Source organism: Chryseobacterium sp. PET-29, assembly GCF_025736815.1.
In the GTDB taxonomy this organism is placed as follows: domain Bacteria; phylum Bacteroidota; class Bacteroidia; order Flavobacteriales; family Weeksellaceae; genus Chryseobacterium; species Chryseobacterium nepalense.
Genome location: NZ_CP107053.1, coordinates 3,243,308 through 3,269,052 on the forward strand (window position 1 = coordinate 3,243,308; position 25,745 = coordinate 3,269,052).

General features: G+C 36.2%; 30 protein-coding genes. 16 read left to right on the plus strand and 14 right to left on the minus strand.

Annotated elements, in window-relative coordinates:
• Positions 1-240: 240 nt before the first annotated feature.
• Together ODE14_RS14720 and thiL are read left to right on the plus strand one after the other, a co-directional pair.
• Complete coding sequence (locus ODE14_RS14720) at positions 241-735, plus strand: acyl-CoA thioesterase (RefSeq protein WP_263601966.1); 495 nt, start codon at positions 241-243, stop codon at positions 733-735.
• 61 nt (positions 736-796) lie between these two features.
• A complete protein-coding gene (gene thiL / locus ODE14_RS14725) occupies positions 797-1,852 on the plus strand; it encodes a thiamine-phosphate kinase (RefSeq protein WP_263601967.1) in 1,056 nt (351 codons plus the stop codon).
• A gap of 264 nt (positions 1,853-2,116) precedes the next feature.
• Here the strand turns inward: thiL and pepT are convergent, their stop codons facing one another.
• Complete coding sequence (gene pepT / locus ODE14_RS14730) at positions 2,117-3,364, minus strand: peptidase T (RefSeq protein ID WP_263601968.1); 1,248 nt, start codon at positions 3,362-3,364, stop codon at positions 2,117-2,119.
• Positions 3,365-3,552: 188 nt separating this feature from the next.
• Between pepT and ODE14_RS14735 the strand changes: the two genes are divergently transcribed.
• Positions 3,553-4,401 (plus strand): hydroxymethylglutaryl-CoA lyase, encoded by an 849-nt coding sequence (locus ODE14_RS14735; protein ID WP_263601969.1) that lies wholly within the window; start codon positions 3,553-3,555, stop codon positions 4,399-4,401.
• A gap of 146 nt (positions 4,402-4,547) precedes the next feature.
• Positions 4,548-5,384: a sulfurtransferase gene (locus ODE14_RS14740; RefSeq protein WP_263601970.1), complete on the plus strand. Its 837-nt coding sequence runs from the start codon at positions 4,548-4,550 to the stop codon at positions 5,382-5,384.
• Positions 5,385-5,440: 56 nt separating this feature from the next.
• Here the strand turns inward: ODE14_RS14740 and ODE14_RS14745 are convergent, their stop codons facing one another.
• The 5 genes from ODE14_RS14745 to ODE14_RS14765 form a co-directional block, all read right to left on the minus strand.
• Positions 5,441-6,742: a C2 family cysteine protease gene (locus tag ODE14_RS14745; RefSeq protein ID WP_263601971.1), complete on the minus strand. Its 1,302-nt coding sequence runs from the start codon at positions 6,740-6,742 to the stop codon at positions 5,441-5,443.
• An 11-nt stretch (positions 6,743-6,753) separates the two neighbouring features.
• Entirely contained in the window at positions 6,754-7,143 is a 390-nt protein-coding gene (locus ODE14_RS14750) for a hypothetical protein (RefSeq protein ID WP_248389122.1), read from the minus strand.
• Between the two features lie 165 nt (positions 7,144-7,308).
• Positions 7,309-7,635, minus strand: a complete 327-nt coding sequence (locus tag ODE14_RS14755; protein WP_029296148.1) for an SUF system Fe-S cluster assembly protein — start codon at positions 7,633-7,635, stop codon at positions 7,309-7,311.
• 3 nt (positions 7,636-7,638) lie between these two features.
• Entirely contained in the window at positions 7,639-8,343 is a 705-nt protein-coding gene (locus ODE14_RS14760) for a ribonuclease H-like domain-containing protein (protein WP_263601972.1), read from the minus strand.
• A 12-nt stretch (positions 8,344-8,355) separates the two neighbouring features.
• On the minus strand, positions 8,356-8,703 hold the full coding sequence (locus ODE14_RS14765) for a tRNA-binding protein (RefSeq protein WP_263601973.1): 348 nt from the start codon (positions 8,701-8,703) through the stop codon (positions 8,356-8,358).
• Between the two features lie 219 nt (positions 8,704-8,922).
• Between ODE14_RS14765 and ODE14_RS14770 the strand changes: the two genes are divergently transcribed.
• From ODE14_RS14770 to gwsS, 11 genes are all read left to right on the plus strand, one after another.
• On the plus strand, positions 8,923-9,498 hold the full coding sequence (locus ODE14_RS14770; protein ID WP_248389116.1) for a DUF4840 domain-containing protein: 576 nt from the start codon (positions 8,923-8,925) through the stop codon (positions 9,496-9,498).
• A gap of 98 nt (positions 9,499-9,596) precedes the next feature.
• Entirely contained in the window at positions 9,597-10,163 is a 567-nt protein-coding gene (locus ODE14_RS14775; RefSeq protein WP_263601974.1) for an RNA polymerase sigma factor, read from the plus strand.
• Positions 10,156-11,508 carry a PorT family protein gene (locus ODE14_RS14780; RefSeq protein ID WP_263601975.1) on the plus strand — a complete coding sequence of 451 codons (1,353 nt, stop codon included), beginning with the start codon at positions 10,156-10,158 and terminating at the stop codon, positions 11,506-11,508. The genes ODE14_RS14775 and ODE14_RS14780 overlap by 8 nt, the downstream gene beginning before the upstream one ends.
• Before the next feature lie 28 nt (positions 11,509-11,536).
• Positions 11,537-12,508: a T9SS type A sorting domain-containing protein gene (locus tag ODE14_RS14785; protein WP_263601976.1), complete on the plus strand. Its 972-nt coding sequence runs from the start codon at positions 11,537-11,539 to the stop codon at positions 12,506-12,508.
• A gap of 125 nt (positions 12,509-12,633) precedes the next feature.
• The gene (locus ODE14_RS14790) at positions 12,634-14,178 is read left to right on the plus strand and encodes a YifB family Mg chelatase-like AAA ATPase (RefSeq protein ID WP_263601977.1); all 1,545 of its coding nucleotides are present in this window, start codon (positions 12,634-12,636) and stop codon (positions 14,176-14,178) included.
• A 253-nt stretch (positions 14,179-14,431) separates the two neighbouring features.
• Positions 14,432-14,611: a hypothetical protein gene (locus ODE14_RS14795; protein ID WP_263601978.1), complete on the plus strand. Its 180-nt coding sequence runs from the start codon at positions 14,432-14,434 to the stop codon at positions 14,609-14,611.
• A gap of 51 nt (positions 14,612-14,662) precedes the next feature.
• Entirely contained in the window at positions 14,663-14,827 is a 165-nt protein-coding gene (locus ODE14_RS14800; RefSeq protein ID WP_263601979.1) for a hypothetical protein, read from the plus strand.
• A gap of 71 nt (positions 14,828-14,898) precedes the next feature.
• A complete protein-coding gene (locus ODE14_RS14805; protein WP_263601980.1) occupies positions 14,899-15,945 on the plus strand; it encodes a hypothetical protein in 1,047 nt (348 codons plus the stop codon).
• Positions 15,942-16,871 (plus strand): hypothetical protein, encoded by a 930-nt coding sequence (locus ODE14_RS14810; protein WP_263601981.1) that lies wholly within the window; start codon positions 15,942-15,944, stop codon positions 16,869-16,871. The genes ODE14_RS14805 and ODE14_RS14810 overlap by 4 nt, the downstream gene beginning before the upstream one ends.
• Positions 16,855-17,040, plus strand: a complete 186-nt coding sequence (locus ODE14_RS14815; protein WP_263601982.1) for a hypothetical protein — start codon at positions 16,855-16,857, stop codon at positions 17,038-17,040. Before ODE14_RS14810 ends, ODE14_RS14815 begins: the two co-directional genes overlap by 17 nt.
• A complete protein-coding gene (gwsS, locus tag ODE14_RS14820) occupies positions 17,027-18,130 on the plus strand; it encodes a grasp-with-spasm system SPASM domain peptide maturase (protein ID WP_263601983.1) in 1,104 nt (367 codons plus the stop codon). Before ODE14_RS14815 ends, gwsS begins: the two co-directional genes overlap by 14 nt.
• A gap of 40 nt (positions 18,131-18,170) precedes the next feature.
• On the opposite strand, the gene ODE14_RS14825 is transcribed toward gwsS, so the two are convergent.
• A complete protein-coding gene (locus ODE14_RS14825; RefSeq protein WP_263601984.1) occupies positions 18,171-18,647 on the minus strand; it encodes a YdeI/OmpD-associated family protein in 477 nt (158 codons plus the stop codon).
• A 90-nt stretch (positions 18,648-18,737) separates the two neighbouring features.
• Positions 18,738-20,939, minus strand: coding sequence for a S46 family peptidase (locus tag ODE14_RS14830; RefSeq protein ID WP_263601985.1), 2,202 nt, complete (start codon positions 20,937-20,939; stop codon positions 18,738-18,740).
• A gap of 87 nt (positions 20,940-21,026) precedes the next feature.
• Between ODE14_RS14830 and ODE14_RS14835 the strand changes: the two genes are divergently transcribed.
• The gene (locus ODE14_RS14835; RefSeq protein ID WP_263601986.1) at positions 21,027-21,482 is read left to right on the plus strand and encodes an META domain-containing protein; all 456 of its coding nucleotides are present in this window, start codon (positions 21,027-21,029) and stop codon (positions 21,480-21,482) included.
• Between the two features lie 353 nt (positions 21,483-21,835).
• On the opposite strand, the gene ODE14_RS14840 is transcribed toward ODE14_RS14835, so the two are convergent.
• The 6 genes from ODE14_RS14840 to ODE14_RS14865 are packed head-to-tail and all read right to left on the minus strand — an operon-like array spanning position 21,836 to position 25,744.
• Complete coding sequence (locus ODE14_RS14840; protein WP_263601987.1) at positions 21,836-22,729, minus strand: hypothetical protein; 894 nt, start codon at positions 22,727-22,729, stop codon at positions 21,836-21,838.
• A 10-nt stretch (positions 22,730-22,739) separates the two neighbouring features.
• Positions 22,740-24,080, minus strand: a complete 1,341-nt coding sequence (locus ODE14_RS14845) for a transmembrane and coiled-coil domain protein (protein ID WP_263601988.1) — start codon at positions 24,078-24,080, stop codon at positions 22,740-22,742.
• A gap of 6 nt (positions 24,081-24,086) precedes the next feature.
• A complete protein-coding gene (locus ODE14_RS14850; RefSeq protein WP_263601989.1) occupies positions 24,087-24,437 on the minus strand; it encodes a hypothetical protein in 351 nt (116 codons plus the stop codon).
• A gap of 25 nt (positions 24,438-24,462) precedes the next feature.
• A complete protein-coding gene (locus ODE14_RS14855; RefSeq protein WP_263601990.1) occupies positions 24,463-24,894 on the minus strand; it encodes a DUF6804 family protein in 432 nt (143 codons plus the stop codon).
• A 5-nt stretch (positions 24,895-24,899) separates the two neighbouring features.
• A complete protein-coding gene (locus ODE14_RS14860; RefSeq protein ID WP_263601991.1) occupies positions 24,900-25,115 on the minus strand; it encodes a TM2 domain-containing protein in 216 nt (71 codons plus the stop codon).
• A gap of 2 nt (positions 25,116-25,117) precedes the next feature.
• The gene (locus ODE14_RS14865) at positions 25,118-25,744 is read right to left on the minus strand and encodes a PH domain-containing protein (RefSeq protein ID WP_263601992.1); all 627 of its coding nucleotides are present in this window, start codon (positions 25,742-25,744) and stop codon (positions 25,118-25,120) included.
• Between the last annotated feature and the right edge of the window lies 1 nt (position 25,745).

Sequence of the window (25,745 nt, forward strand, 5' to 3'; positions counted from 1 at the left end):
ACCATCTTATTTGAGTAATTTTGAAGAATATAATTTTTCATTTTTTAGAGTGAAAATTATCAACCACAAAAGTCACAAAAGTTTAAGTTGTCTTTTGATGATGGAAAAGTGCAAAGTAATTTGAAAATCTTGATTTTCCTTTCCATATCTAAATATACGCATACAGGAATTTAAAAATTTAATGTATCTGTAAAAAGGCTTTTGTGATAAAATTAAATTCATATTTAAAATAAAGTTTAAATGATATTTTACCATAAATTTGAAGTACGCTGGAGCGATCTTGATGCTAACAAACATTTAGCCAATTCATCTTATGTGCAATATTGCGCACAGGCGAGAATGGCATTCATGACAAAAGAGAAAATGGGTGTTACCCAATTGAGCAGATGGGGAATCGGGCCGGTGATCCTGCATGAGCGGTATTCGTTTTTTAAAGAAATTTATGCCGATCAGACGGTAATTGTAAGTGTTGAAATTGATGGATGTTCAGAAGACTCTTCTATCTACAGATTTCTTCATAAGTTTTATACGCCGGACGGTGTGCATTGTGCCACTTCCGAGGCTACAGGAGTCTGGATCGATATGATGCTCAGAAAAATGACCACTCCGCCGGATGATGTAGTGGAAGCGATGAACAAATATAAAACTCCCGAAACAGTGGTGCTTTCGAAAGAGGACTTTAAAAAATTCCCTTTCCATCCGCATAATATTGATCCGTCAGAATTTACGGGTTAAAGTTTTGAGTTTCAAGTGTAAAATTACTCATTACTAATTATTCATTACTTATATTAAAAATATGTTTGAAGATAAATCACAGGAATTGACCCCCATCTCCAAATTAGGAGAGTTTGGTCTGATAAAGCATTTGACAGAGCAATTTTCTTTATCTAACAGTTCTTCTGAACTTGGAGTAGGAGATGATGCTGCAGTCATTAATCCTGAAAATAAAAAAGTAGTTCTTACGACAGATGTGCTGGCTGAAGGAGTACATTTTAATTTGGGATACGTCCCGTTGAAACATCTGGGCTATAAAGCAGTTGTCGTAAACCTGAGTGATATTGCAGCAATGAATGCGATTCCAACTCAGATTCTTGTTTCGCTTGCCATTTCCAATCGGTTTCCGGTGGAAGCATTAGAGGAAATTTATTCCGGAATTCAGGCAGCCTGCTCAAGATACAAAATCGATTTAATTGGCGGAGATACAACGAGTTCCAACGCGGGTCTTGTCATGAGCATTACGGCAATCGGAATGGAAAATGATGAAAATATTGTTAAAAGAAACGGAGCCAAACCAAATGATCTGCTGGTGGTAACCGGTGATTTGGGAGGTGCTTATATGGGACTTCAGATCCTTGAAAGAGAACATGCGGTTTTCCTGGCTGATCCTAATATGCAGCCTGAAATGGAAGGCTACGATTATATTCTTGAAAGACAGCTGAAACCGGAAGCAAGAACCGATGTAAAAGGAATTTTGGAACAGCTGGATATTAAACCGACTTCGATGATCGATATTTCGGACGGACTGGCTTCGGAAGTACTTCATCTTTCGGATCAGTCCGGAGTAGGATTCAGATTGTACGAAGAGAAAATTCCGATGGACAGCCTAACGATTTCTACAGCAGATGAATTTAATCTAAATCCCGTGGTAACTGCATTAAGCGGAGGGGAAGATTATGAATTATTATTCACGATTTCACCGAATGATTTTGATAAAATTAAAAATCACCCGGATTTTACGATCATCGGGCATGCCGTTGAAAAAGAAGATGGAAATTTTATGGTGGCAAGAGGATCAAACCAACTGGTTGCTTTGACGGCGCAGGGTTGGGATGCTTTTTTAAATTCAAACTAGCATGCTAACTTTTACGGTTCTCCCGACTTTAATTATTATTACATTTTTAATAGTAACCCTATATAAACACTTTATTAAAAAACAGCCTCAGAATTTAAAGGATACCTTCAGGGTTACTTTATTTTTTGCTGTTGTGTGGGGCCTGATCTATTATTTGGTTTTTAGCTGAAACAGGTTAAACATCAGCTTTAAAGCCTTTATAAATCAGCTTTGTCAAAGTTCGAAACTTTGACAAAGTTGATTCTAGTTAAGTATTCTGATATTTTACGCTTTCACGATATTCAGGATTACTTCCATTGCCTTCTGCATACTTTCCAGAGCCACATATTCATACGGTCCGTGGAAATTGATTCCTCCCGCAAAAATATTCGGACAAGGAAGTCCCATATAAGATAGCTGTGCACCGTCTGTGCCACCTCGGATGGCTTTGATTTTAGGCTCAATTCCGGCTTCTCTCATGGCTGCAGCTGCACGGTCGATGATGTACATTTTACCATCAAACTGCTGCTTCATATTTCTGTATTGCTCTTTAATTTCAATTTCGGCAGTGCCCTCGACGTGTTTTTGATTAAATTCTGCAACTTTTTCTTCCATGACTTTCTTTCTTGCCTCAAATTTATCGGCATCGTGATCACGGATGATGTACTGTAATTTAGCTTCAGAAATATCAGCATTCAGATCCATTAAATGATAAAAGCCGTCAAAACCTTTTGTGGTTGCAGGCGTTTCGTTTGCCGGAAGCATTTGGGCAAATTCGGCAGCCAGTAAAGCGGCATTCACCATTTTACCATAAGCATATCCAGGGTGAACGCTCAAACCGTGGATCTTTACCACCGCTCCCGCTGCATTGAAATTTTCATATTCCAGTTCGCCAACTTCTCCGCCATCCATCGTATAAGCGAATTCTGCCCCGAATTTCGCCACATCAAATTTATGCGCTCCTCTTCCAATTTCTTCATCAGGCGTAAATCCTACCGCAATTCTTCCATGCTTGATTTCAGGATGCGCAACCAGATATTCCGCAGCGGTTACAATTTCCGCACAGCCGGCTTTATCATCTGCTCCCAATAATGTATTTCCGTCTGTTGTGATCAGGGTCTGACCAACATATTTTTTCAGGCTTTCAAATTTTGAAGGGGATAAGGTAAATCCTGTTGTCTGATTTAAAACAAGATCACTTCCGTCGTAATTTTCCCAAACCTGAGGCTTTACATTTTCTCCGCTGAAATCCGGAGAAGTGTCATAATGCGAAATAAATCCTATAGTGGGTTGGTTATTATTTTCAAGATTTGAAGGAATATAACCCATGATATAACCATTTTCATCGATAGATACTTCTTCAAGACCAATTGTTTTCAGCTCTTCAGCAATATAGTTGGCGATATCCCATTGTCTTTCCGTAGAAGGGGTAGTCTCACTTTCAGCATCGCTGGTTGAATATATTTTTACATAAGTAAGAAAACGGTTCAGTAACTTTTCTTTCCATAAAGGGTTGAATTCTATTGCGCTCATTATTAGTATAAATTTGTGGGCAAAGTTAACGAATTTGAGTTTCAGAATGGCTTAATTGTAAGCGGATATAAACAATCGAAATTATAAATGATATATAAATATTTGAGAATCAAAATAATGGTAGATTTGTTTGTAAAGAAACTAAATAGTTTAGTTTTATTATATTTGAGAAAATCTAAAAGTATAAAATGTTCCTTACTGAATGTCCGCGCGATGCAATGCAGGGTTGGGGAGAATTCATCCCCACAGATAAAAAAATAGATTATATCAACTCCTTGATGGATGTTGGTTTTGATGTGTTGGATTGCCTGAGCTTCGTTTCTCCTAAAGCAATTCCTCAAATGGCCGACTCTGCTGAGGTTGCCGAGAATATTGATAAATCCAGATCCAATACAAAAGTTTCTGCCATTATCGGGAATTATCGTGGTGCAGAAAAAGCTCTTAAACATCCATCCGTAGACATCATCGGATTCCCGTTTTCTATTTCTGAAACTTTTCAGCACAGGAATACCAATAAAAGCCAGGAAGAAGCTTTCAACGAAATTATCAGAATGCTGGAACTGGTAAAAAGTGAAAACCGGCAGCTGAACATTTATTTTTCAATGGCTTTCGGAAATCCTTATGGGGAAATGTGGAAATGGGAAGATGTGGATTTCTGGGCTCAGCGCTTTTCAGAAATAGGAATTAAAGATATCTTGCTTTCTGATACTACAGGTGTTGCAACACCGGAAACTATCACTCTTTTGTTTGAAAAGATTCCTGCAAAATATCCTGAGATCAATTTCGGCGGACATTTTCATAATCGTTATGAAGATTCTTATTCTAAATTAAAGGCGGCATATGATCAGGGTTGCAGAAGGTTCGATAGTGCTATTAAAGGAATCGGGGGTTGTCCGATGGCAAAAGATGATCTGGTGGGAAATATGCCGACTGAACAGGTAATCAACTTTATGAGCGTGGAAAAAGCAAAGCATAAGCTTAACCTTCTGAATTTTGAAAGTGCCTATAATAAAGCAAAAGATATTTTCCATTTTTAAATAACAAATATTATATCATTTGCGGGATGATCATGCTTGTTGAAGGATTTCTAATAATCAAAAATTAATAAGGGGCGGGCTTTGGCCCGCTTTACTATTCATAACCAATTGGCTTAGCCTAAACTTAATTTAAATAACTTAATAATATGTCACCCATCATCTTACCATCCGAATTAAAAAATCTTCCGACAGAAAATCTTGTTATTCTTGATGCACGAGTAGGAAAAGATGTATATCATAATTACCTTGAAAAACATCTTAAAGGAGCAAGATTTATTGATCTGGATAAGGATCTTGCAGAAATTGGTGAAAATGCCGCATTCGGAGGAAGACATCCGCTTCCTGGAATTGAAAAATTTGCAGAAACACTTTCAGAACTGGGGATTTCAGAAAAATCCCATATCATCATTTACGATGATAAAAATGGTGCTAATGCTGCCGCAAGAGCTTGGTGGATGTTGAAAGCTTTCGGGTTTGAAAATGTTCAGGTTTTAGATGGAGGTTTTCAAAATGCTGAAAAACAAAATGTTGAGTTTTCTTTCGGTGAAGAAACTTTTGAAAAAGCTGAAATTATCAAAAGAGAAAATTGGCTTCTTTCGATGTCCACGCTGGAAGAGGTTGAAAATGAATTGATAAACGGTAATTCAGCGGTGATAGATGTTCGTGATGCATATCGTTACAGAGGAGAGTCTGAGCCGATAGATCTTGTAGCCGGACATATTCCGGGAGCCATCAATATTCCGTTCTCTGAAAATCTTGATGAAAACGGCAATTTTCTTGCTCCTGAAATTTTAAAGGAAAAGTATTTAAAATTATTGGAGGGTAAACCTGAAAATCTAATCATTCACTGCGGTTCCGGGGTGACGGCTTGTCATACGATTTTGGCTTTGCATCATGCCGGTTTTGAAATCCCGTCTCTATACGTAGGTTCCTGGAGCGAGTGGAGCAGAAGGGAAGGAAAGAAAATAGCAAAAGAAATATAAAAACTTTCACAGATAGATCTGTGAAAGCTTAAGTTGGTTAATTAAAAGTATCAGTTTTATTTTGCAACTCCCAAGGCGGCAAAGTAATATTGAAAAGAGTTGATTTCCAATGCGAAAACACCGTCGTTTCCAATCATGTTGATGGGTCTCCAGAAACTTCCGTCAAAAAAGCTGATCAGACCTTGGTAAGAATTTAAACCGTTTGGTTCGGTAACTCCCCATGGATTTCTCAGGATAATATAATTTTTGTTATTGAATGTAGACCATCCCAAAACAGTATAGGCATGGTTTCCTACAATATTTGATCCTGTATAATCTTTCCCAGATCCGTATGTCCATGCAACCATGGGATTAAAGGTTTTATAGCTCATTGAGTTTTCTCTCACAATTCCGAAAAGATCAAGCCCTGTTCTTGATGAGGTGTAATAGTAATACGGCGTTTTATTGGTAAGCTGTGCAACAGCTTTTGCGGGATCTCCATAGGCGGTTTGGGAAATATCCGGTTTATCATCATTTGCATTCGTAATCCATTTTGCAAATGCTTTTTCATAAACGGCGGGCCAAATTTCTCCTGCATCATTGCTTCTGCAGTATACCGGATTGTTGGACGTGTTAATGATGGTATTATCAGTTACTTCCACGAGCCTTGTTGCGGCATCTTTTCCTCCACCTTTTGTGAAAAACTGAATCGCATTGGTGCGGTCAGTTTCTCCTGTTCCGGTGGCTCTTACTTTGTGCTCAATAGTGTAAGGAGCTGCCCATGCGATCGCAGAAATTGCCGCAATGAAATAGCAGTTGCCTATTGCTCCCTGAATCGGGTCATTGTATTCCGTAACATCATTGAAGAAATTTCCTCTGTCACTCCAGGATGTTCCTGCAGGCGTCCATCCGTTTGCAATTACCTGTCCGTAAATAATGTTTTTTATGGAAGGCGTAATCAGCCTGTTGTTGATCGTACTGTTGAGCTTAGGGATATTCAGTACCATTTTTACATCGCCTTTGTCCAGTCTCGCATTTTTTACGGAAATGGTATTCAGATCTTTTATTCCTGTTGTGGAAAGATCATTCAGGGTTTTAATGTTTGAAAGGTTTACAGATTCCAGTTTATCGGTGGCTCTTACTTTAACTTCCTCAGATTTCAGAGCACGTACGGTGTTGTCTTTAGTAAGTTCCAGTCCGGCATACAAAGGTGAATTAAATTTGATGTCAAAAAGTTCTGAATAGTTGGTTTCCAGAGTCTCTTCAAGGATCTGATACGATTTTGCGTCTTTCCAGTCGAATTTTCTTCCTGTAATAGCTTCGGTTAATGCATAAGGATTAATTACTCCTACAAACATTTCTTTAGGTGCTTGGTCCATGATAATTGGTTTTAAAGATTAAGGTTAAAATTAATTTGGTTTTGAAAATCAGTACTGTACAGTTTTAGAAAGCGGTTGAATAAAGAAACTCCGAGATCATCATCGGGAGCGATTGTAATCTTTTTTGAATTAACATTAATTATTCTTTCACTTCCTCCCACCATGGCCGGGTTTTTTTGAGAATTCTCTAGATTATTTACTAAATAAAGAAGCTGAAGAAAAATTTCCGTATCAAATTTCTTTTGTTCAGATACAATCATTTTTTCATCCTTTTCATCGCCTTTAAAAAGTTTGAACTCTGCATTTCCATTCTCTTCAAAGAAAATAATCTGGTATCGGTATGCATACTGCGGAGGAACACTTCCGTTGTTAAATGATACGATGATTGTATTGGCTTTCATACTGTTGATTTCTGAAGCCAAAGTTATACGGGTTTGATATTGTGTATATTAGTGTTTTTACGAAATATGTATGGGGAAAAAACGGAAACAAAAAAAGCTGTCTCAAAAATGAAACAGCTGTTATTTAAAAATAATATTAAATTTAAAAATATTTTAGTAAAGCAATTAAAGCATTCCCAGCTCAAATTTGGCTTCCTCACTCATCATGTCCTTATTCCAGCTTGGTTCGAATGTAAGTTCCAGGTCAACACTTTTTACATTTTCCACTTCTGCTACTTTATCTTTTACTTCCTGAGGAAGTGTTTCTGCAACCGGGCAATTGGGAGTCGTAAGGGTCATGATGATCTTAACATCCGCATCATCGGAAATCTGAACATCATAAACCAGTCCTAATTCATAGATATCTACCGGAATTTCAGGGTCATATACGGTTTTTAAGACGTTGATGATCTCTTCACCAATGTCAGCAATCTGATCGTCTGTAAATTTCATTTTTTAATCTAAATTGATGTACCTTTTCAATAATTCTTCCTGACGCATGCGCCGAAAAATATTTGCCAAAGTTAAGACATCTTTTTCACAATAGTCTACTATTCTTTGCAAGTCTTTCTCTATGTAGTAGATTGATGAAACCATTGAGCCGTCGATATCATCTTTCGGAGTGGGAACTTTAAAAACATGAGCCAGTAATTCCAGGGAAACAAAACTCTTGTAGTCCCCGAATTTCCAAAGTTCCATGGTGTCAAGGTGAGGAATTTCCCAGGGTTTTTTTCCAAACATCTGAAATGGTATCGGAGGCATCATTCCATTAATCAGGAACCTTCTGGCAATCCAGGGAAAATCAAATTCTTTTCCATTGTGTGCACACAGAATTACTTCACGAAGCCGCTGACTATTAAAAATTTCTCCGAATTCCAGTAATATCTTTTTTTCGTCATGCCCGGCAAAGCTTTTAATTTTTAAAGTATCATTCTTTTCAAGCATCCCGATCGTAATACAGATAATTTTTCCGAATTCAGCCATAATACCTGCTTTTTCCGAATAAAAATCCTGTGCGGAAATTTCATCTTTTCTCTGGAATTTCGTTTTTTTATCCCAAAGCATCTGCTCGGTTTCAGGAAGCTCCTCCCACGATCCGGAGCCCGGAACGGTTTCAATATCAATAAATAAAATTCTTTCTAAAGGAATGTGCTGTATCATTTGTTTTTTATTTTATCCTACCTGCATTCCGTTTTTCACGGGCAGGGAAGGAGTTAGTAAAGTGACCTCTTTTTTATCTTCACCATAAACCCCTAAAACCAGGCATTCGCTGAAGAAATTGGCAATCTGTTTTTTAGGAAAATTAACAACGGCCAGAACCTGCAGACCAATCAATTCTTCTTTACTGTATAATGATGTAATCTGTGCAGATGATTTTTTAATTCCCAGATCTCCAAAGTCTATTTCCAGTTGATAGGAAGGATTTCTGGCTTTCTCAAAGTCATTGGCTGAAACTACGGTTCCGCATCTGATATCAATTTTTTCAAAATCTGTCCAGGAGATTTCAGGTTTTACTGTCATAATGTGATTTATTATTCTATTCTCTTTCCTTTTGCAGGTTTAACAAAAGTATTAAAATAATAAAACTTAAATAATCTTGATCAATAAATTTTACATCTAATAATCAATTGGTTACGAATTTTTAAGAAAAATTATATGATTTCCGTGCAAGATTTACCTGAAACCAGTATTTATAGAATGAGTACTCAATGATAGTGTTTAATGCCAAAATTTAATATAATGAAGATAAAAAAAGTACTTCATTTCCTGATGCTTGCTGCTATTGCTGTATCCGGAATGTCATTGATATCGTGCCTTGAAGACCAGTACACGCCAATTCCTGTAAAGCTGAGTGATGTTGACGGAAATTATAAGGCCAGACTGGTAACCTTCCAGGGAGGAAAAATAAATGAAAAGATTACTGATTTCAATGCTAAAGACAGCCTGATCACTTTCAAAGATTTTCCTGCGAGGGAAGTGGTAAAAACGATCATAACAGATCCGGCAAAGGCGGACACTGTTTTAGCACACTTAGGAAAAGTGGAATATAAAATAAAATTCAAATCTAAGCTGAATACCGAGCAAAATGTGGTAGAACTTGCTTTAGAGCCTCAGGTTATGGCTTTTCAGATTCCTGTAGAAGGTGTCACAAAAAATATTTCAGTAAAGATGTCTGCAAAACAGAAAGGTTTTTATGTAGGATATGATACTTCCCTGAGATTTGCCTGGGAAGCGGAAAAAATAACTGTCGGAGAGACAGAGGTCACTCCTTATCAGATTATAAAATATGAAGTTCCAATCAGTATAAAGAATTAAATAGTAGTTTTTTGCAGATAGGCCGGCTTCAGTTTGAGGCCGCCTATCTTTGTATTATGTTAAATGACTGACAGCATCGGAGTGATATCATATAGTCAATGAAAGAAAACAACGAACAAATTTTGGTTAGCCGCCTTTTGCAAAAAGAAGAAGCGGCCTGGAAAGAGCTTTTTGAGGCTTATTCAGGTAGTCTTGCCTATGTGTGTTCGAGATATATTATTGACAGGGACCATGTGAATGATGTTTTACAGAACAGCTTTATCAGAATGTTTCGCTCAATAGATTCTTTTGAATACCGAGGAAATGGTTCTCTGAAAGCCTGGGCCAGCAGAATTACAGTCAATGAATCTTTACAGCACATTAAACAAAATTCAGATTTTAAAATCGTAGCTGATGAAACTGATATTCCGGATGTTGAAATAGAAGAAGAACCTGATCTGGACGAAATTTCACAGCAGGAAATTATGGAAATGATCCGGACGCTTCCTGATGGATACAGGACCGTGTTTAACCTTTTTGTTTTTGAAGAAAAAAGTCATAAAGAAATCGCAGAGATACTGGGGATTGCCGAAAATTCCTCAGCATCGCAGTTGCACAGGGCCAAATCAATGCTTGCCCGGAAAATAAAAGAATATAAAATGTCTAAAACAGCGCAATATGAGTAATGAATGGTTAAATGATCTGCGCAGGAAAATGGAAGATCACACAGAAGATGTTCCTGATGGATTGTGGAAAAATATCAGGGAAGAATTATTTGTGGAGGACGAGAACAACGGCATTCCCGGTTCCGTTCCGAATGATCTCAAAGCGCAGAAGGCTGTTATTGAATTTAACCGGCCGCTAATGTATCGTATTGTCGGTGTTGCTGCGACAGTTATTATATTCTTGATTCTGGGCGGGCTATTTGATTTTACCGGAAAAAAACATCAACCTGAAATTAAAAAACCATATACTGTAGAAGATAATTTTCAGGAAAAACCAATATCTAATCCAATAGCAAATTATTCCGAAAAAGACTTTGGAAACCAGTTTTTTAGCCCTGAACAAAAAGGAAAGCAAAAGAAGAATTCAGGACAGGAGTATATTAAAAATTCTTTAACGGAGATAAATTTTTCATCGGGAATTAATCTGGTTGACAAATCAGAAATTGATCTTCAAAATGAAATATTTTCTGAAAATAAATTAACTCAGAAAGAAAATAAAGGAGCTACTACGGAAAACCCGTTTGTTGAAGAGACCTATCCTTTGATGACAAAAGAAGAAAGAAAAAAGAAGGAAGAATCTGAAGCGAAAAAGCTGGCATTCAACAAAGCAAAAAGAAACTGGATGCTGGGTTTGGGAACAGGAAACGCCTCTTCAAATTCTACCGATCAGTTCCCGGGTTATGCCTCACTCACCGGAGCCACACCTTCTCTTCCTGAAATGTGGAGTCTGGGATCTGGTGAAGATCCGCTGATGTCCATTCTTCTGGCTAATCAGGATAAAAAAGTTGATGCCACCATCAGGCATAAAACACCGCTTACTTTTGGTGTTTCTGTTTACAAAAATTTAGGAAGAAAGTGGAGCATCGGGACCGGTGTTAATTATACCAGGCTTTCCGCGGAGCTAACCTCCGGAAGTCAGTCGGATTTTATCAGCAGTGAGCAGAATATTCACTACGTGGGAATTCCGGTTCAGGTAAACTATAATGTTATTCAGAAAGGCGCTTTTATAGGCTATCTCACAGGAGGAGGTACTGTTGAAAAAGCAGTTTCCGGCGATATCAAGACGAAATATATTGTAGATGGCGCTGTAAAGCAGGAGATCAAAGAAGATATTCGTGAAAAACCGGTTCAGGTTTCTGTGAATTCGGCTGTAGGAGTTCAGTTTAAGGTGGTAAAATATATAGGTATTTATGCAGAGCCCGGAGTTGGTTATCATTTTAAAGATAACAGTTCATTAAAAACGATTTATAAAGAAAAACCGCTGAATTTTAATGTAAAATTCGGAGTAAGGATATTATTGGATTAACATATTTAAATCACAAAAATAATTGTATATGAAAACAAAACTAATTTTTTTAAGTTTTTTATTTTTAAGTTTTTTACAGCTGAAAGCACAACAATGTACCCCTGAAATTACCAGTCCAAGACTGGGCACTCTGTTTCCGGAAAAAATAGTTTTCTGCAATACGGAGACGGAAACCCTTTCTACCACGCAAACATATGGAACGTACCAATGGTACAGACAGCAGTGGGATTGGCAAACACCCAATAATAATCCCTGGGTAGCAATTCCCGGTGCCACATCCCAGACTTTAACCATCAACGGGAATGATGATATGCTGTACTACTTCAAGGTTGAGGTAACACAGAATGACTGTACTGCAGAAAGCGCTGCGGTTCTTGCAGACGGCTATGCGTACGCGCTTCCATTTATGATGGCAGATTTCCAGCCCGGAACTTTTGAAGAAACAGCTCCCGGTGTATATAATGTTTGTGATGGCGCATCAGTACAGCTTAATGACGGCTTTCCGCAGCTTTACGGAACACACACATGGTTTAAATGCCTTCCCGGAAGTAACCCTCCTTTACCAACGGACCCTTGTATTATTGCTGGGGAAACAGGAGATTCGTATACGGCAACCAATTCAGGAACTTTCGGTTTTTATGCCTGTACGGAATATTGTCCTGATCAGTGCGAAATGCTAAGCGATTTTGCTTTTATTACCTTAAATTTCGGAAACTTTAGCTTCTGCTCCAATCTCGGGACGGGAGAAACCAAACCTAAAGAAAATAACCTCAGCGTTTATCCGAATCCTGCATCACAGGTTATTTATATCGGAAAAGAATCTGATAAAAAATACCCTGAAGTTTCCATCATTGATATGTCCGGAAAACTTGTCCTGCAAAAGAAAAATCACCAGTTTTCTGAGGCTATTGATGTAAGTGCAATGGTTCCGGGAACGTATTTTATCGTATCTAAATCTGCGGAAGGTAAAATATACAAGAATAAGTTCATCAAGAAATAAAAAGAGATATTTTGGATTGAATTGATTGAAAGGCCCGGAGTTGATCCCAGGCTTTTCTTTTATACTTAAAATATTGCGCTCACCGATTAGAAAAAATATTTTATTTTTGCATCAAAACACAGACGATGCTGATCAAAATTTATGGAAGTGCAATACACGGCGTCTCGGCGCAAACCATTACGATTGAAGTTAATGTTGATACCGGAGGAGTAGGCTATCACCTCGTAGGTCTTCCCGACAGTGCTATTAAAGAAAGCAGTTACAGAATTTCCGCTGCGTTGAAAAACGTAGGTTATAAAATTCCCGGAAAGAAAATAACCATTAATATGGCGCCCGCTGATCTTCGTAAAGAAGGTGCCGCATACGATCTTAGCATTGCCATCGGAATTCTTGCGGCCTCCGACCAGATTCTTGCCGAAAATATCCAAGACTATATCATTATGGGAGAGCTTTCTCTCGACGGAACTTTACAGCCGGTAAAGGGTGTTTTGCCGATTGCCATACAGGCGAGAGAAGAAGGATTTAAAGGAATTATTCTTCCAAAACAAAATACCCGAGAAGCTGCGATTGTGAACAATCTCAATGTTTTTGCCGCCGAAAATATAAAAGAGGTGATTGATTTCTTTAATGAAGGAAAACCGCTGGAGAAAATTGAAATCGATACCAGAAAAGAATTTCAGGAAAAAATTAATGATTTTCCTTTTGATTTTTCAGAAGTGAAAGGGCAGGAGACTGCGAAAAGAGCGATGGAAGTTGCAGCAGCGGGCGGACATAATATCATTTTGATCGGGCCTCCCGGAAGCGGAAAAACAATGCTTGCAAAAAGGGTTCCCAGTATTTTGCCTCCGCTTAGTTTAAAGGAAGCATTGGAAACCACAAAGATCCATTCTGTCGCGGGTAAAATGGGCACGGAAACTTCGCTGATGACGGTTCGTCCGTTTCGTGCACCGCATCACACGATTTCAGATGTGGCACTTGTTGGCGGGGGAGGCTATCCGCAACCCGGAGAAATCTCGCTGGCACACAACGGAGTATTGTTTCTGGATGAAATGCCGGAATTTAAAAGAACCGTACTCGAAGTAATGCGGCAGCCTCTGGAAGACCGTGAAGTAACAATCTCAAGAGCCAGATTTACGGTGAATTATCCCGCAAGCTTTATGTTGGTCGCCTCCATGAATCCCAGCCCCAGCGGATTTTTTCCTGATGACCCTAATAATACTTCCACCGTCTACGAAATGCAACGGTATATGAATAAGCTTTCCGGACCTCTTCTGGACAGGATTGATATTCATATCGAAGTGCAGAAAGTGGAGTTTGAACAATTAGCGGAACGAAGAAAAGGCGAGAAAAGCGAAGATATTAGAAAACGTGTTCTCATGGCCCGCGAAATTCAAAGAGAACGCTATAAAGACCTGAAAATAAGTTACAACGCGCAAATCGGACCGAAAGAGATTGAACAATACTGCGAATTGGATGAATCATCTTTCAGTCTCATCAAAACCGCTATGGAAAAGCTGAATCTTTCGGCAAGAGCCTATGACCGCATCCTTAAGGTAGCCCGAACCATAGCAGATCTGGAAGGCTCAGAAAATATTCTTTCATATCATATTTCGGAGGCGATACAGTACAGGAGTTTGGATCGGGAGTTTTGGAATGGGTATACTCACTAATTATTAAATATAGTTGTAATGTGATATGTTTATTAAATTGTTTTTTTTATTGATTTATTTTTGAAGTAAACACAAATTTATTTGTTTTATATTATATTAATTAGCTTTTTTTTAAAATATAGTGAAAGTTAAATTTTGTTAAAATTATTATATAACTTATTTATATTATTAATTTTGTGGACATCGATATCGACAAATATTTAAAAATTCAAATATGGAAAAATTGAAAAACAAAAAAGTTGAAAAGTCAAAAATGTCAAAACTAATTGGAGGCGGCTGGGTTCAGACTTCATCAAGTACGCGAAATATTCAAACTCCTGATGGGAATACTTGTGTACAGACTACAATTGATGGTTACAATGATACTAATGGAAATGGAAAATGGGATAAAGGTGAGGTTAAATCGTCTTGTAGTGAAATAAGCTGTGGTTAATTAAAAATATGCAAAATGAAAAAACAAATTAAAATTTTGAATAAAACAAAAATGTCATCTATCTGCGGGAATGGATATGTTCAGACATCAACAAAAAAAGAAACATCGAATGGATGTACAACAATCACAACAGATGGCTATTATGATAACAATAATAATGGAAAATTCGATAAAGATGATAAATTCGTCTCTTGTTCAAATACCATTTGCGAATAAATTAAATTAATCTATAAAATTAAGCGACTACATTTCTATAATGAAGTGTAGTTTTTATTTTACAGTAACAAATGATAAAAAAAATATTTTTTCTCTTTTTCCTTTTTATTAGTCTATGCTATTATCCTCAAAATAACAGAGATAAGAGGAATTATCTTGTGTATGCTGCGCAAGTTAGCCTGTATGACAAAGATTACAATCAATCATTAAAATACTTTACAAAAGCATTTAAATATGCTCCCGCACAAACTTCTTATGAATTGCTAGCTGCAGCTTCCGTAGCATTTAAACTCAATAAAGTAAAAATTGCAGAATCATACTTAAGAGAATCAATTACTAAATATAAAGTACCATTAGAACTGATAAATACTTATCCAAAATTAACTCCCTATAAAAATTCAAAATTAATTAAGAAAATTAACGCTTCATATGATAACCTATTAAAAGAATATTATTCTCAGCTAAAAAATATATCTGCTTATCTGGAAGTAGAGCAACTTGTCACAAAAGACCAATATGTTAGGTCGCTGGCTAATTATTATCTAGGAGTCAGTGATGAGGAGGGAGGGGAAATGTTATTTAATTATATTAATGCTGTTAATAAAAAAGATTCTTTAGGTATTGAGAATTATGGGAGATATGTAAACTTTAAAGATAAAAACCTTGAAAATCTGAAGTTTAAATTAATGGAAAATACAGATTCGTTAAATATTCAAAAATATATTGATATCACAAAAAGATACGGATATTTTGAAAATGGTTGGATACTGCTCTGGCATCATAGAGGAACATATAATGAAAGTAATTTTGTCTGGAATTTTTTTAAGCCATATATTAATTCTGAAATTGAAAAGGGAAATTTGGAAAGAGATTTTTTTGCATCATTTGAAGACGATTACAATATATCAAAAACAGGAAAACAAAAATATGGTACTGAAGCACAATACGATATTTATCCTATCGAAAATATTAAAAATGTAGATTTGATTAGGGAGAAAGTTGGACTTCCGCCGCTTTATTATGATAAAATAATATATGATATAGATATTCCCAAGGATTATCTGATAGATGAAAAGACGTTTCGTGAATGTATTCTTTCAAAAGTTAAATCTTTATGATAAAAATAATTACAGAAGAATTAGACATTACTTCGGATCTAATTATTGAATGGATTCTATCTTTAGATTATGAAGCAGAAAGAAAAAATGTAGAAACTTTCCATGATTTTACGTTTGAAATTAATAATTTATCTACTAGTGGTGTATTTGAAAATGCATTTCATAGAAGAGCTAAATTAAATATTTTACCTACTAATCTGAATACTTTTAACTATAAGGATGAACTAAAAACTGACGATAATCTGATATTGAAAGCTTACGAAAAGATAGCAAAAAATACTGGCAACTATGTAGGTGAATTTAATGATGAGGAACAACATAACAAGGTTTTAGATCTTTATTATGCTAAAGAAGTAGGTCTTAACATTCCAGATACTTTAATAACCAATAAGAAATCTAACCTACTTGATTTTATTTATAAGAATGGAGGAAAAGTTATAACAAAAAGTATTAAGAATCCTCTGTTGGTCAAAGAGAAAAATTACACAGTTTATGGCAGAGAAACCTTACTTATTGAATCTAAAGAAATTGATTTTTTAAATGAATATTTCAATGCAGGATTATTCCAACGATATATTGAAAAAGTCTACGAACTAAGAGTTTTTGTATATAAGGATAGATTATATTCAATGGCAATATTTCCACATGATATTAATGAGATTGATTTCAGAATAACAACAGATGACAAGCCTAAAAGATATGTTCCTTTCGATTTGCCTCAGCTTATTGAAGAGAAAATTAAAACATTTTTTAGAATTAAAAATATCAATACAGGTTCAGCTGACCTGATGGTTGATTCAAATAATACTTTTTATTTTTTAGAGAATAATAGTCAAGGTCAGTTTCACTGGGTATCATTTTATTGTAATTATAATATAGAAAAAGATATAGCATTAGATTTAATTAAAAATGAAAAACCAATTTAAAAATCTTTCTTTGTCACCTTACATACGCGAAACAAAAGTTTTGGAAAATAGTAAAGAAAATAGTAAAGAACAAACAATTCAAGTCGAAAAGCTTCAATCAAGAAGAGTTATACCAAATAATTTTTATAAGCCAATAACAAAAATTATTAACTTCAATGAATTTGAATAATACCTTCAAGCTTTTTGCCAATTGTATTCCTGTTAAAGGTTTTTCAGCTTGTTTGATTTGTGATCTCCAACAAAATGATTTTGTATTAATACCTTTAGAATTGTTTGAAATTTTAACTACTCACAAAAATAAGTCCTTAGATGATTTATTTAAAATCTACAACTCTGAAGATATTGTTCAATATTTCAATTTCTTGAAAGATCTTAATCTTGGCTTTCTTACATCAACACCAGACTTATTTCCTGAAATTGATCTTCGTTTTTATGAACCCTTTATATTATCAAATGCTGTGATAGAATATGATGATGAGAAAAAGTATGACGTTTTTGAGCTTTTTAAACAACTTGATGATTTAAATTGTAAAAACATAGAAATAAGATTCAATAATAAGAATATAGATACATTAATGTTACTACTGAACTATATCAGCAGTAATAAGTTAATAATTTCATCTATTGGAATAGTTATTGAGTATAGTGGAAAATTAAATGAAAAATTATTATTAAATCTTGCAGAACAAGAAAATCGGATTTCATATATTATAATATTTAATAGTCTTAAAAATGAGTTGATTTCCTCAAAAAAAACCAATGGTATGGGTTATATTATATTTACCAAGGAGAAAATAGACATTTATTCATGTGGAATCGTTAATAGAGACTATTTTGTTATTAATATAAAATCATTTACGGAATTTCTTAATCACAATTCCTGTCTCCATAAAAAAATAGCTATTGATAAAGATGGCAATATAAAAAATTGTCCTTCAATGATTGAAAATTTTGGTAATATTAATGATACAACATTACGACAGGCTCTTAATCGAGCTGGATTTAAAAAGTATTGGAATTTAACTAAGGATAGTATTGAAGTCTGTAAAGATTGTGAGTTCCGTTACATCTGTACTGATTGCAGAGCTTATACTGAGCGATCTAATGTTAATAGTGAAGGACTAGATATATCTAAACCTTTAAAATGTGGATATAATCCTTATATTGGAGAATGGGAAGAATGGAGTACAAATCCATTAAAACAGAAGGCTATTAAACATTATGGAATAAAAAATATCATAAAAGCAAATAAGAGTTGAATGTCTAAATCCAGAATTAGCAAAAAAGATTTTAATTAACCTAAACTCCCTTCTTCCCCTCCAAAATCATCTGTATCATTTTGACTTTTCTTTTTTCGCGGGTTTCAGGCTTTTTAGCTTCATTGATCCAGCGGATGTATTCTTTACGGTGCGTATAGCTCATCTTATCGAAAAGAGCTTTTGCTTCGGGATTTTCATTAAAGACGGTAAGAATATCATCGGCTATTTCCACGGTTCTTTCTTCTTTATCTTCAGTGAGGCTGACAGAAATTTCATCACCGAAATTCTTTCCAAGTTGTTTCCTTATTTCCTGGGTGAGGCCCAGCATGTGGTTGTCGGATTTCATTTTGGCAAGGCTTCCGCGGTATTCTACTTTGTCATCGAAGAGGGCTTTGATTTTCACCTGCCCTTTTTTGTTAAACAGTTTCTCGGTGGAAAAAGGAAATTCCACAAAAGCGGCATTCATGGTGCCGTGTTGCTTAATAACAGCGTTGAATTGGATAGGCTGAGGTTTCATCAGGAATAAAATTTTAGAGCTAATTTATTCATTAAAAAACAAAAAACCGCAAAAGAAACTTTCGCGGTTTTAAAATTATATCAATAAAGATTATTTTCTTTTTCCTTTAGCAGGTGTTGCTTTAGGCATTTTTGTTTTGGTATCTGCAGGCGTGTTTTCGTCTCTTACCAATTGCAGTTCGTCGATTAATCTTCTTGCGCCGGCATATTTGTCAATCGTCCAAAGAACGAAACGAACGTCTACGTTGATAGTTTTCTGCCATTCCGGTTCAAAAACGATGTCTCCGCTTAATGCTTCACTGTTTCCGTCGAATGCGATACCGATAAGGTTTCCGTCTCCGTCAATTACCGGTGAGCCTGAGTTACCTCCTGTAATATCGTTGTTGGAAAGAAAGTTAACCGGCATGTATCCTTTAGCATCGGCATACTGACCGAAATCTTTAAGGTTGTAAAGGTCGATCACTCTCTGTGGAAGGTCAAATTCTTCATCACCTTTCTTGTATTTTCCTACAAGACCGGTCATGTCAGTATAATAGTTATCTGTAATACCGAAATAGTTTCTGTCAGTTCTGATAGGTAATGTATCTACTGTTCCGTATGTAAGTCTCATCGTAGAATTCGCATCCGGGTAGAATTTCTTTTCAGGCATAGCCTTCATCAATCCTGCTAAGAATAATCTGTTGTTTTTAGCAAAATTATCATCAATCTTCACGAATCTTTCTGCAGAAGCTCTCTGGTCTGCAACCAATCCGTTCGCAATTTTCCAAAGCGGATCTGCATCCAGTTTTAATTTATCCGGATTCAGCACGAAGTTGGTTGCGGATGTTTTGTTGGCGAAGATTGAAGAATAGGCAATATTGGAAAGGTTATTCGCATCAAGACCCATGATGGTTTCAGATGCTACATCTTTGTTTACTCTGGTCTGGTAAAGATTAACCATAGAGTTCAGCATTTCACCTTCAAGCTTGGTGTTGATATTTTCATAAGCTGATTTTAAAGCAGCATCTACTTTTGGCTTCATCGCAAGCCTTCCTTTCATGTCCTGGTCTGCATACGCTTTAAGCACGCTTCCTACCTGTAATGCCAATGAGAAATATTTCGCATTTCTTGAAAGCTGAGACATATACATTCTCTCAACGTTTCTGTCTGAAGTCTGCTTGTAATAAATACCGATATCTTCTAAAACGGTTTCGTACTCGGCAATATTTTCCGGTTGCAGCGCCCATGTTTTAAATCTTTCTTCTACCTTTTGCTTGTCGGTGATCGTTCCGTTTTTGATTACGGCATCGATAGTTCCCTGTCTGTTTTTCCAGTAGTTGGCTACAGAAGCATATTGAGAAGCATAATTCAGCTGAGTTCCTTTATCTTTATCCATGTATTTCTTCATCACGTCCATCGCTAGCTTAGACGCTTCTACCCATGCCGGATAATCTTTTCCTACCATCTGCTGGATTCCGTAAGAAGTCAGGTAACGGTTTGTTCTTCCCGGGTATCCTAAGATCATGGAGAAGTCTCCCGGTTTTACTCCTTTAAGGGAAACAGGAAGGAAATATTTAGGTTTTAAAGGAACGTTGCTTGGAGAATATTCTGCAGGGTTTCCGGCAGCATCTGCATACACTCTGAATACCGTGAAATCTGCAGTGTGTCTCGGCCATTCCCAGTTATCAGTATCACCCCCGAATTTTCCTAATGCGGAAGGCGGTGCACCTACCAATCTGATATCTTTATAATCCTGGTACACGAAATAGTAAAATTCGTTTCCGTTGAAGAAATCTCTTACGACTACTGTATATTTTCCGTTTTCAGAATTTTCAGACTGGATCGCTTTGGTTTCAGCATCGATCACTGCTTTTCTTTCTGCAGCGGACATGTTGTTGTTGAGTTTTGAATTGATTCTTTGCGTAGCATCATCCATTCTTACTAAAAATCTCACATAAAGATCTTTAGCATTGAATTCGTCTTTCTGTTTCATCGCCCAGAATCCGTTCTTTAAATAATCTTTTTCCGGAGTAGAAGCTGCTGCTACCGCGCCGTAACCACAATGGTGATTGGTGAAGATAAGGCCCTGTCCGGAAACAATTTCTCCCGTACAGAATCCTCCGAAGCTTACGATGGCATCTTTTAAGCTGGAATTATTCACGGAATAAATTTCTTCCGGTGTAAGATGCAGCCCTTCTTTCTGCATATCGACACCATTGAGTCTTTTAACAAGCATTAACAACCACATCCCTTCGTCTGCCCTCATTTGCGCAAAACTTAAAAGGAAAGTGAATAGTAGAAGTATTCTTTTCATTTTATAAAATAATTTTTGTGTCGCTAATTTACTAATTTTTACCGTATTCTGGACCCGGAATGGTATGAAATTGGATTTCAAACGCCTATGAAAACAATATTCATTTCGGTTTTGTGTGTTTTATTTTCAGGAATATTACTGAATTGTCATGCTGTAAACAGCAATACATCACAAAACACCGACCTTCATTCGCCGGTTCACAGGGAATGGATGCTTATCACTTTCGGGGCTTATTCCAAATCTGATCTGATCGCAAAAAATGCAAAAATTAACCTCACGGAAAAGCAGGAGAAAGGAAAAATTAAAGGAACAGCATTCATGGGCTGCAACAGTATGTTCTTTACTTCTGAGTTTAAGAATGACGGCGGTGTAAAAATATCAGAGATCGGGTCTACTCTGAAAGCCTGCCAGGATATGAAACTGGAAACGGATTTCTCTAAAGCGTTCAGGAATATGACAAATTACTCTGTAAAAGGACATGTTCTTACACTTTCTGATGATGACGGAAATCAAATGGAATTTATTGCCGCCGACTGGGATTAAAATAAAAGCGGAGAAATATTTTCTTCGCTTTTTATTTAAGCTTTAAGTATTCAAATCATACGCTCAAAGGAATCTGATTTAATTTAATCTAGCAGATTAAGCTCTCACATGAATCTGTTTTAGTCTAATCTGTCAGTTTAAATTAAATCAGAAGTTTGTTTAAGTCTAAACTCCCGGTTTAAACTAAAACACAAATCTTTTTGAGTTTAATCTATCAGTTTAAATTAAATCAAAAGTCAGTTTAAGTCTAAACTGACATTTTAAAATAAAAACCATTTAAATGAAAACATCTTTACCACCAAGGTTGTCATTCTAATTCTTTAAATGGTTTAGGTGATATAGTAATTGTGTTTTTAGCTTTTCCCGGAAATTACCTTTAAGATAATCGGTTCCAGATTAGAAGGGAGATCGGCGGATTTAATCTGATAGTTTTTGATTTTCATTTCCTTGAACCAGTTTTCCCAGTATTCTTTGATAACGGCCTCTTCAAAAGGATTTCCTTTTTCCGGATTAATTCCTAAAACAATCACTTCAAGGTTATTTAGTTTATCGTTGGCTTTTACAAATCCGAACTTGTTTTTTTCTATAACAGTTTTAAAGTCGGTGGTTGTAAGATGATTAGATTTTATTAGTTTTGAAGTTAAGTAGGAGGTTTTCTTATCCTGTGAAAATTTAGAGTCTTCATGATACATATAACCGTCAGTCAGAATAAAAAGAATATTCCTCCTGTCATTTTTTATGCAGTAATCTTTGACTTTATTTCTGAAAAACTCCCAAATATCTGAGCCTACATAATTTCCGTCTTTTATAGCAGACTGATAAATATGTAATGGCAATTCCGAATATTTTTTATTAACCTCATCAAAATAGCTTTTTGGAGTATCCTTATCGAATGAAACTTTCAGTTCTTTCGTAAAGTCATTGATTTTCGGATCTGAAGGTTCCGGATTAAAAAACACCTGCATCTGATCGTCATACGTGATGATTTTCTTTGATTTGATATGATTTAAAAATCCTTTTTCAATGGTTTTTATGTATTCCACATCTCTTTGGAAATACGGCATTGTGGGATTTGGATTGGTGTCAGGATCAATCCGGTCTGATAAGTCGATCAGAATACTGACATTGATGTTGTTAGGATCCTGTATTAATTTTACTGAATCCTTTTTAGTTTCATCATCTTTATTACCGTCCTTGCAGCATGACATTAGGGAGATAATCATTAACAGATATAATATTTTTTTCATACGATTGATTTTATAAAGCTGATAAATACACTAAATTCTGAGTATCTGAATTGGCTCCGACCCTTTCGAGATTGGTTTCATACGTCGCAATACAGTTTTCGATCATGGTCTGTTTTTCTGTTTTGGAAACTGCAATTTTTTCTCCGATAAACGTGATCCAACCCTGAACGTATTCAGAAGCATACCGCTTGTAATCTTTAGTAGGAATAATAACACTGTCTATGATATTCTGAAGCTCCTCAATTCTGCCGCGTGTTTTGATAATGAGTTCTTTAATGCTTCCGATGTTTGCCGTAATCTCTTCGGTTTCCTTTTTTAAAGCATTGATTTTTTCTGAAAGAGAAAGAATTTTTTTCTGCCTGATTTCCTGTTCGCTTCTTATCCTGTCTTTTTCACGATGCTCTTTCATGACAAAGTCGAAAACCAGTCCCCAGATAATATAAACAATGAATCCCGCGAAAATAATTCCCCAAAATTGAATCTTTGTAAAAGCAATCTTAAGATCAAACGGAGGAGAATCGAAAGTTTTATTCAATTCATATAATTTTGATTCGATCTCATACGCTAAAATAGAATCGAAAACAAAAGTTACCAGGAATAGCAACCCTAATTTCACATAATTGACTTTCGTTTTATTTTCACCAAACATATGAATCAGAAAACCTAAACCGAGAAATACAAACGGGATCAGTGTGACGAAAGATACTTCGATAAATCCGTCATTCCAGGCCTTCATCCATGCATTGGCATCCAGAACACTCTGTATGACGGTGCTTCTTGCATCAAAGCTTTTAAAGAAAGCCGAATAAGAAGTTGAAATATAAAAGGTCGCTAAGTATAACGTAATGGGGATTAAAAGAATCAATCCGATCCAGAATTTTGCGGAAGCTCCCTTTGTAGCTTTTACATTATACTTTTCCGGATTTCTGGGGAGATCCAGAATCTCCGCTTTTAAATTGTCAATACTATTCTGATGATTTTCGATTTCTTTGTTTTTGGTTTTCAGCTGTTCTTCTTTAGTTTCCTGAGAAACCGTTAGAGCCTTGATTTCCGTTTCCCTGTTTTTCTGTTCGTTGATGTAAGATTCTTTCAGCTTCTGCTGTTTTTCAACCATTTCTTTCTCTTCGTTCTGGAATTTGGAATAAACGGCATCCAGGCAGATGGACAAGGTAGAGTGGTTTCCGCTGGTGCGCGAACTGTCTCTGTATCCTGATTCGTGATACGTTCTTTTTCGGCTTTCTTCAGAAGAATCTTCGGTTGTACTGATTTCGTTTTTAGGCAGCTGCTCCTCCTGTTTTTCGATCGGAACAGATTTTAGTTTAAATAAGTTTTTTATGCTGGCGGTATCCATGGCGGGTTAGTTTTTTAGTTCATATAAAATTTCACTTTTGTTCTTTCCTATTTTTACGGCTTCGATGAGATAATCTACAATAGCCGTTACATTTTCTTCCAGAAATCCGAACATCAGGACATATTTCTGCATCGCAGAATATTCATTGGGAGAAACGATTCCGTCTGCCCAGATCATTACCGTAAGGTCATACAGATAATCTACTTTTTCCTCGATTGTCTGAGGAACAATTGATTTTAAATTAATAGGATTTAAAAGAATTTCATCCAGGTTTTTGGAAGAGATACCTCTTTCTTCGGCACATCGGTACAGCATTTTCAGTTCCAGAGCACTGAAATCATCATCACATATTGCCATTTGATACAATCTTAAAAAATGGGCCTTAAGATTTTCCGTTATCTGACTGTTTTCCATGAGGTTGTTCTTCTTTTGGTTGTTTGGGATTAATAATTCGGTCCCGCGAAGGAACCCTGAAGTTGGTAGGGTGAGCGGTGGTTTCTTCGGTATTGGTGTCTTCAATTTTCAGTTTCAGTTTATCCACGAAAGTGATCAGCAGAAATAATATTCCCGTAACCGTATCGATAGGAATCCACAAGCTTTTCCGGAACAGATAAATGGGAAAAATGGGGTTGAAAACGATAAGGACAACAAGAAAAATGATGCTGAAATAATGTTGCTTAGCGTGTAAGGTTACGTATAGAACGAGTAACGCGGCAACAAAAACGAGAATTCTGAGGAAAGTATAATACTCTATGGGAAGCCTGAAAATACCGATGAAACAACATAACGCACAGAAAGTGAGAAATGGTTTCATAATTTTTAAAATCCTGTGTGCAGATTATATTTATAATTAAAACGATGTTCAGACATAAAAAGGAAAGAGAAGAAATCAATCAGTGAAATTACTGCAGGAATAAAAGTCCAGCAAAACACCAGATAAAGTATTCCCATACCATTCTGTCCCAGGTAAAATCTGTGAATGCCTAATCCTCCAAGGAAAAAAGCAAGTAATACGGTGGTAGATTTTGATTTCATACTTAAACTCTTGATAAGATTTTGTTCTTTTTTACTTCAAACTCTTCGGGAGAAATAATCCCGCTTTCCACTAATCCTTTCAGCTTTTGAAGAACCGCAAAAGGATCTTCATTCTCAATGAGTAATGGTTTTTGCTCGTGCTGGAACTGTTGAGGCTGTGCAATAATGGGCGTTGCATTGTTTACAGTAACTCCTCCGGCAGAGGCTCTCAGTGTTTCAAGATTTTTTTCTCTTCTTACACCACGCATTCTTTCCTCCACCTCCTGTGCAAACTGATACAACCTTCTTGCCTGATTTTTAGGAAGGTAATCCATCATATTGACATGGCTGCTTACCGTTTTCATAATAAATGTTGAGCCTATTATGCCTTCTTTGATATGGCAATCTGCAACATCTACCCAATTATAATCCTGGAAATCCATAGATAAGCCGAAGTTTTTTGGTCTGCAGAAAATAATTCTTCTGTTGGTAAGTGCAATACAGTCAGGTGATAAATTGATAACCGGCTTTTTCTGAACCGCAATATATTCTACGCTTTCCTGTGAGGTGAGCAGGCTTTTTATTCTTCCTAAAAGCTTTTCAACAGCTTGAGGATCCTGCTCTTCATTTAAAAAATTCTTTAAATTCATG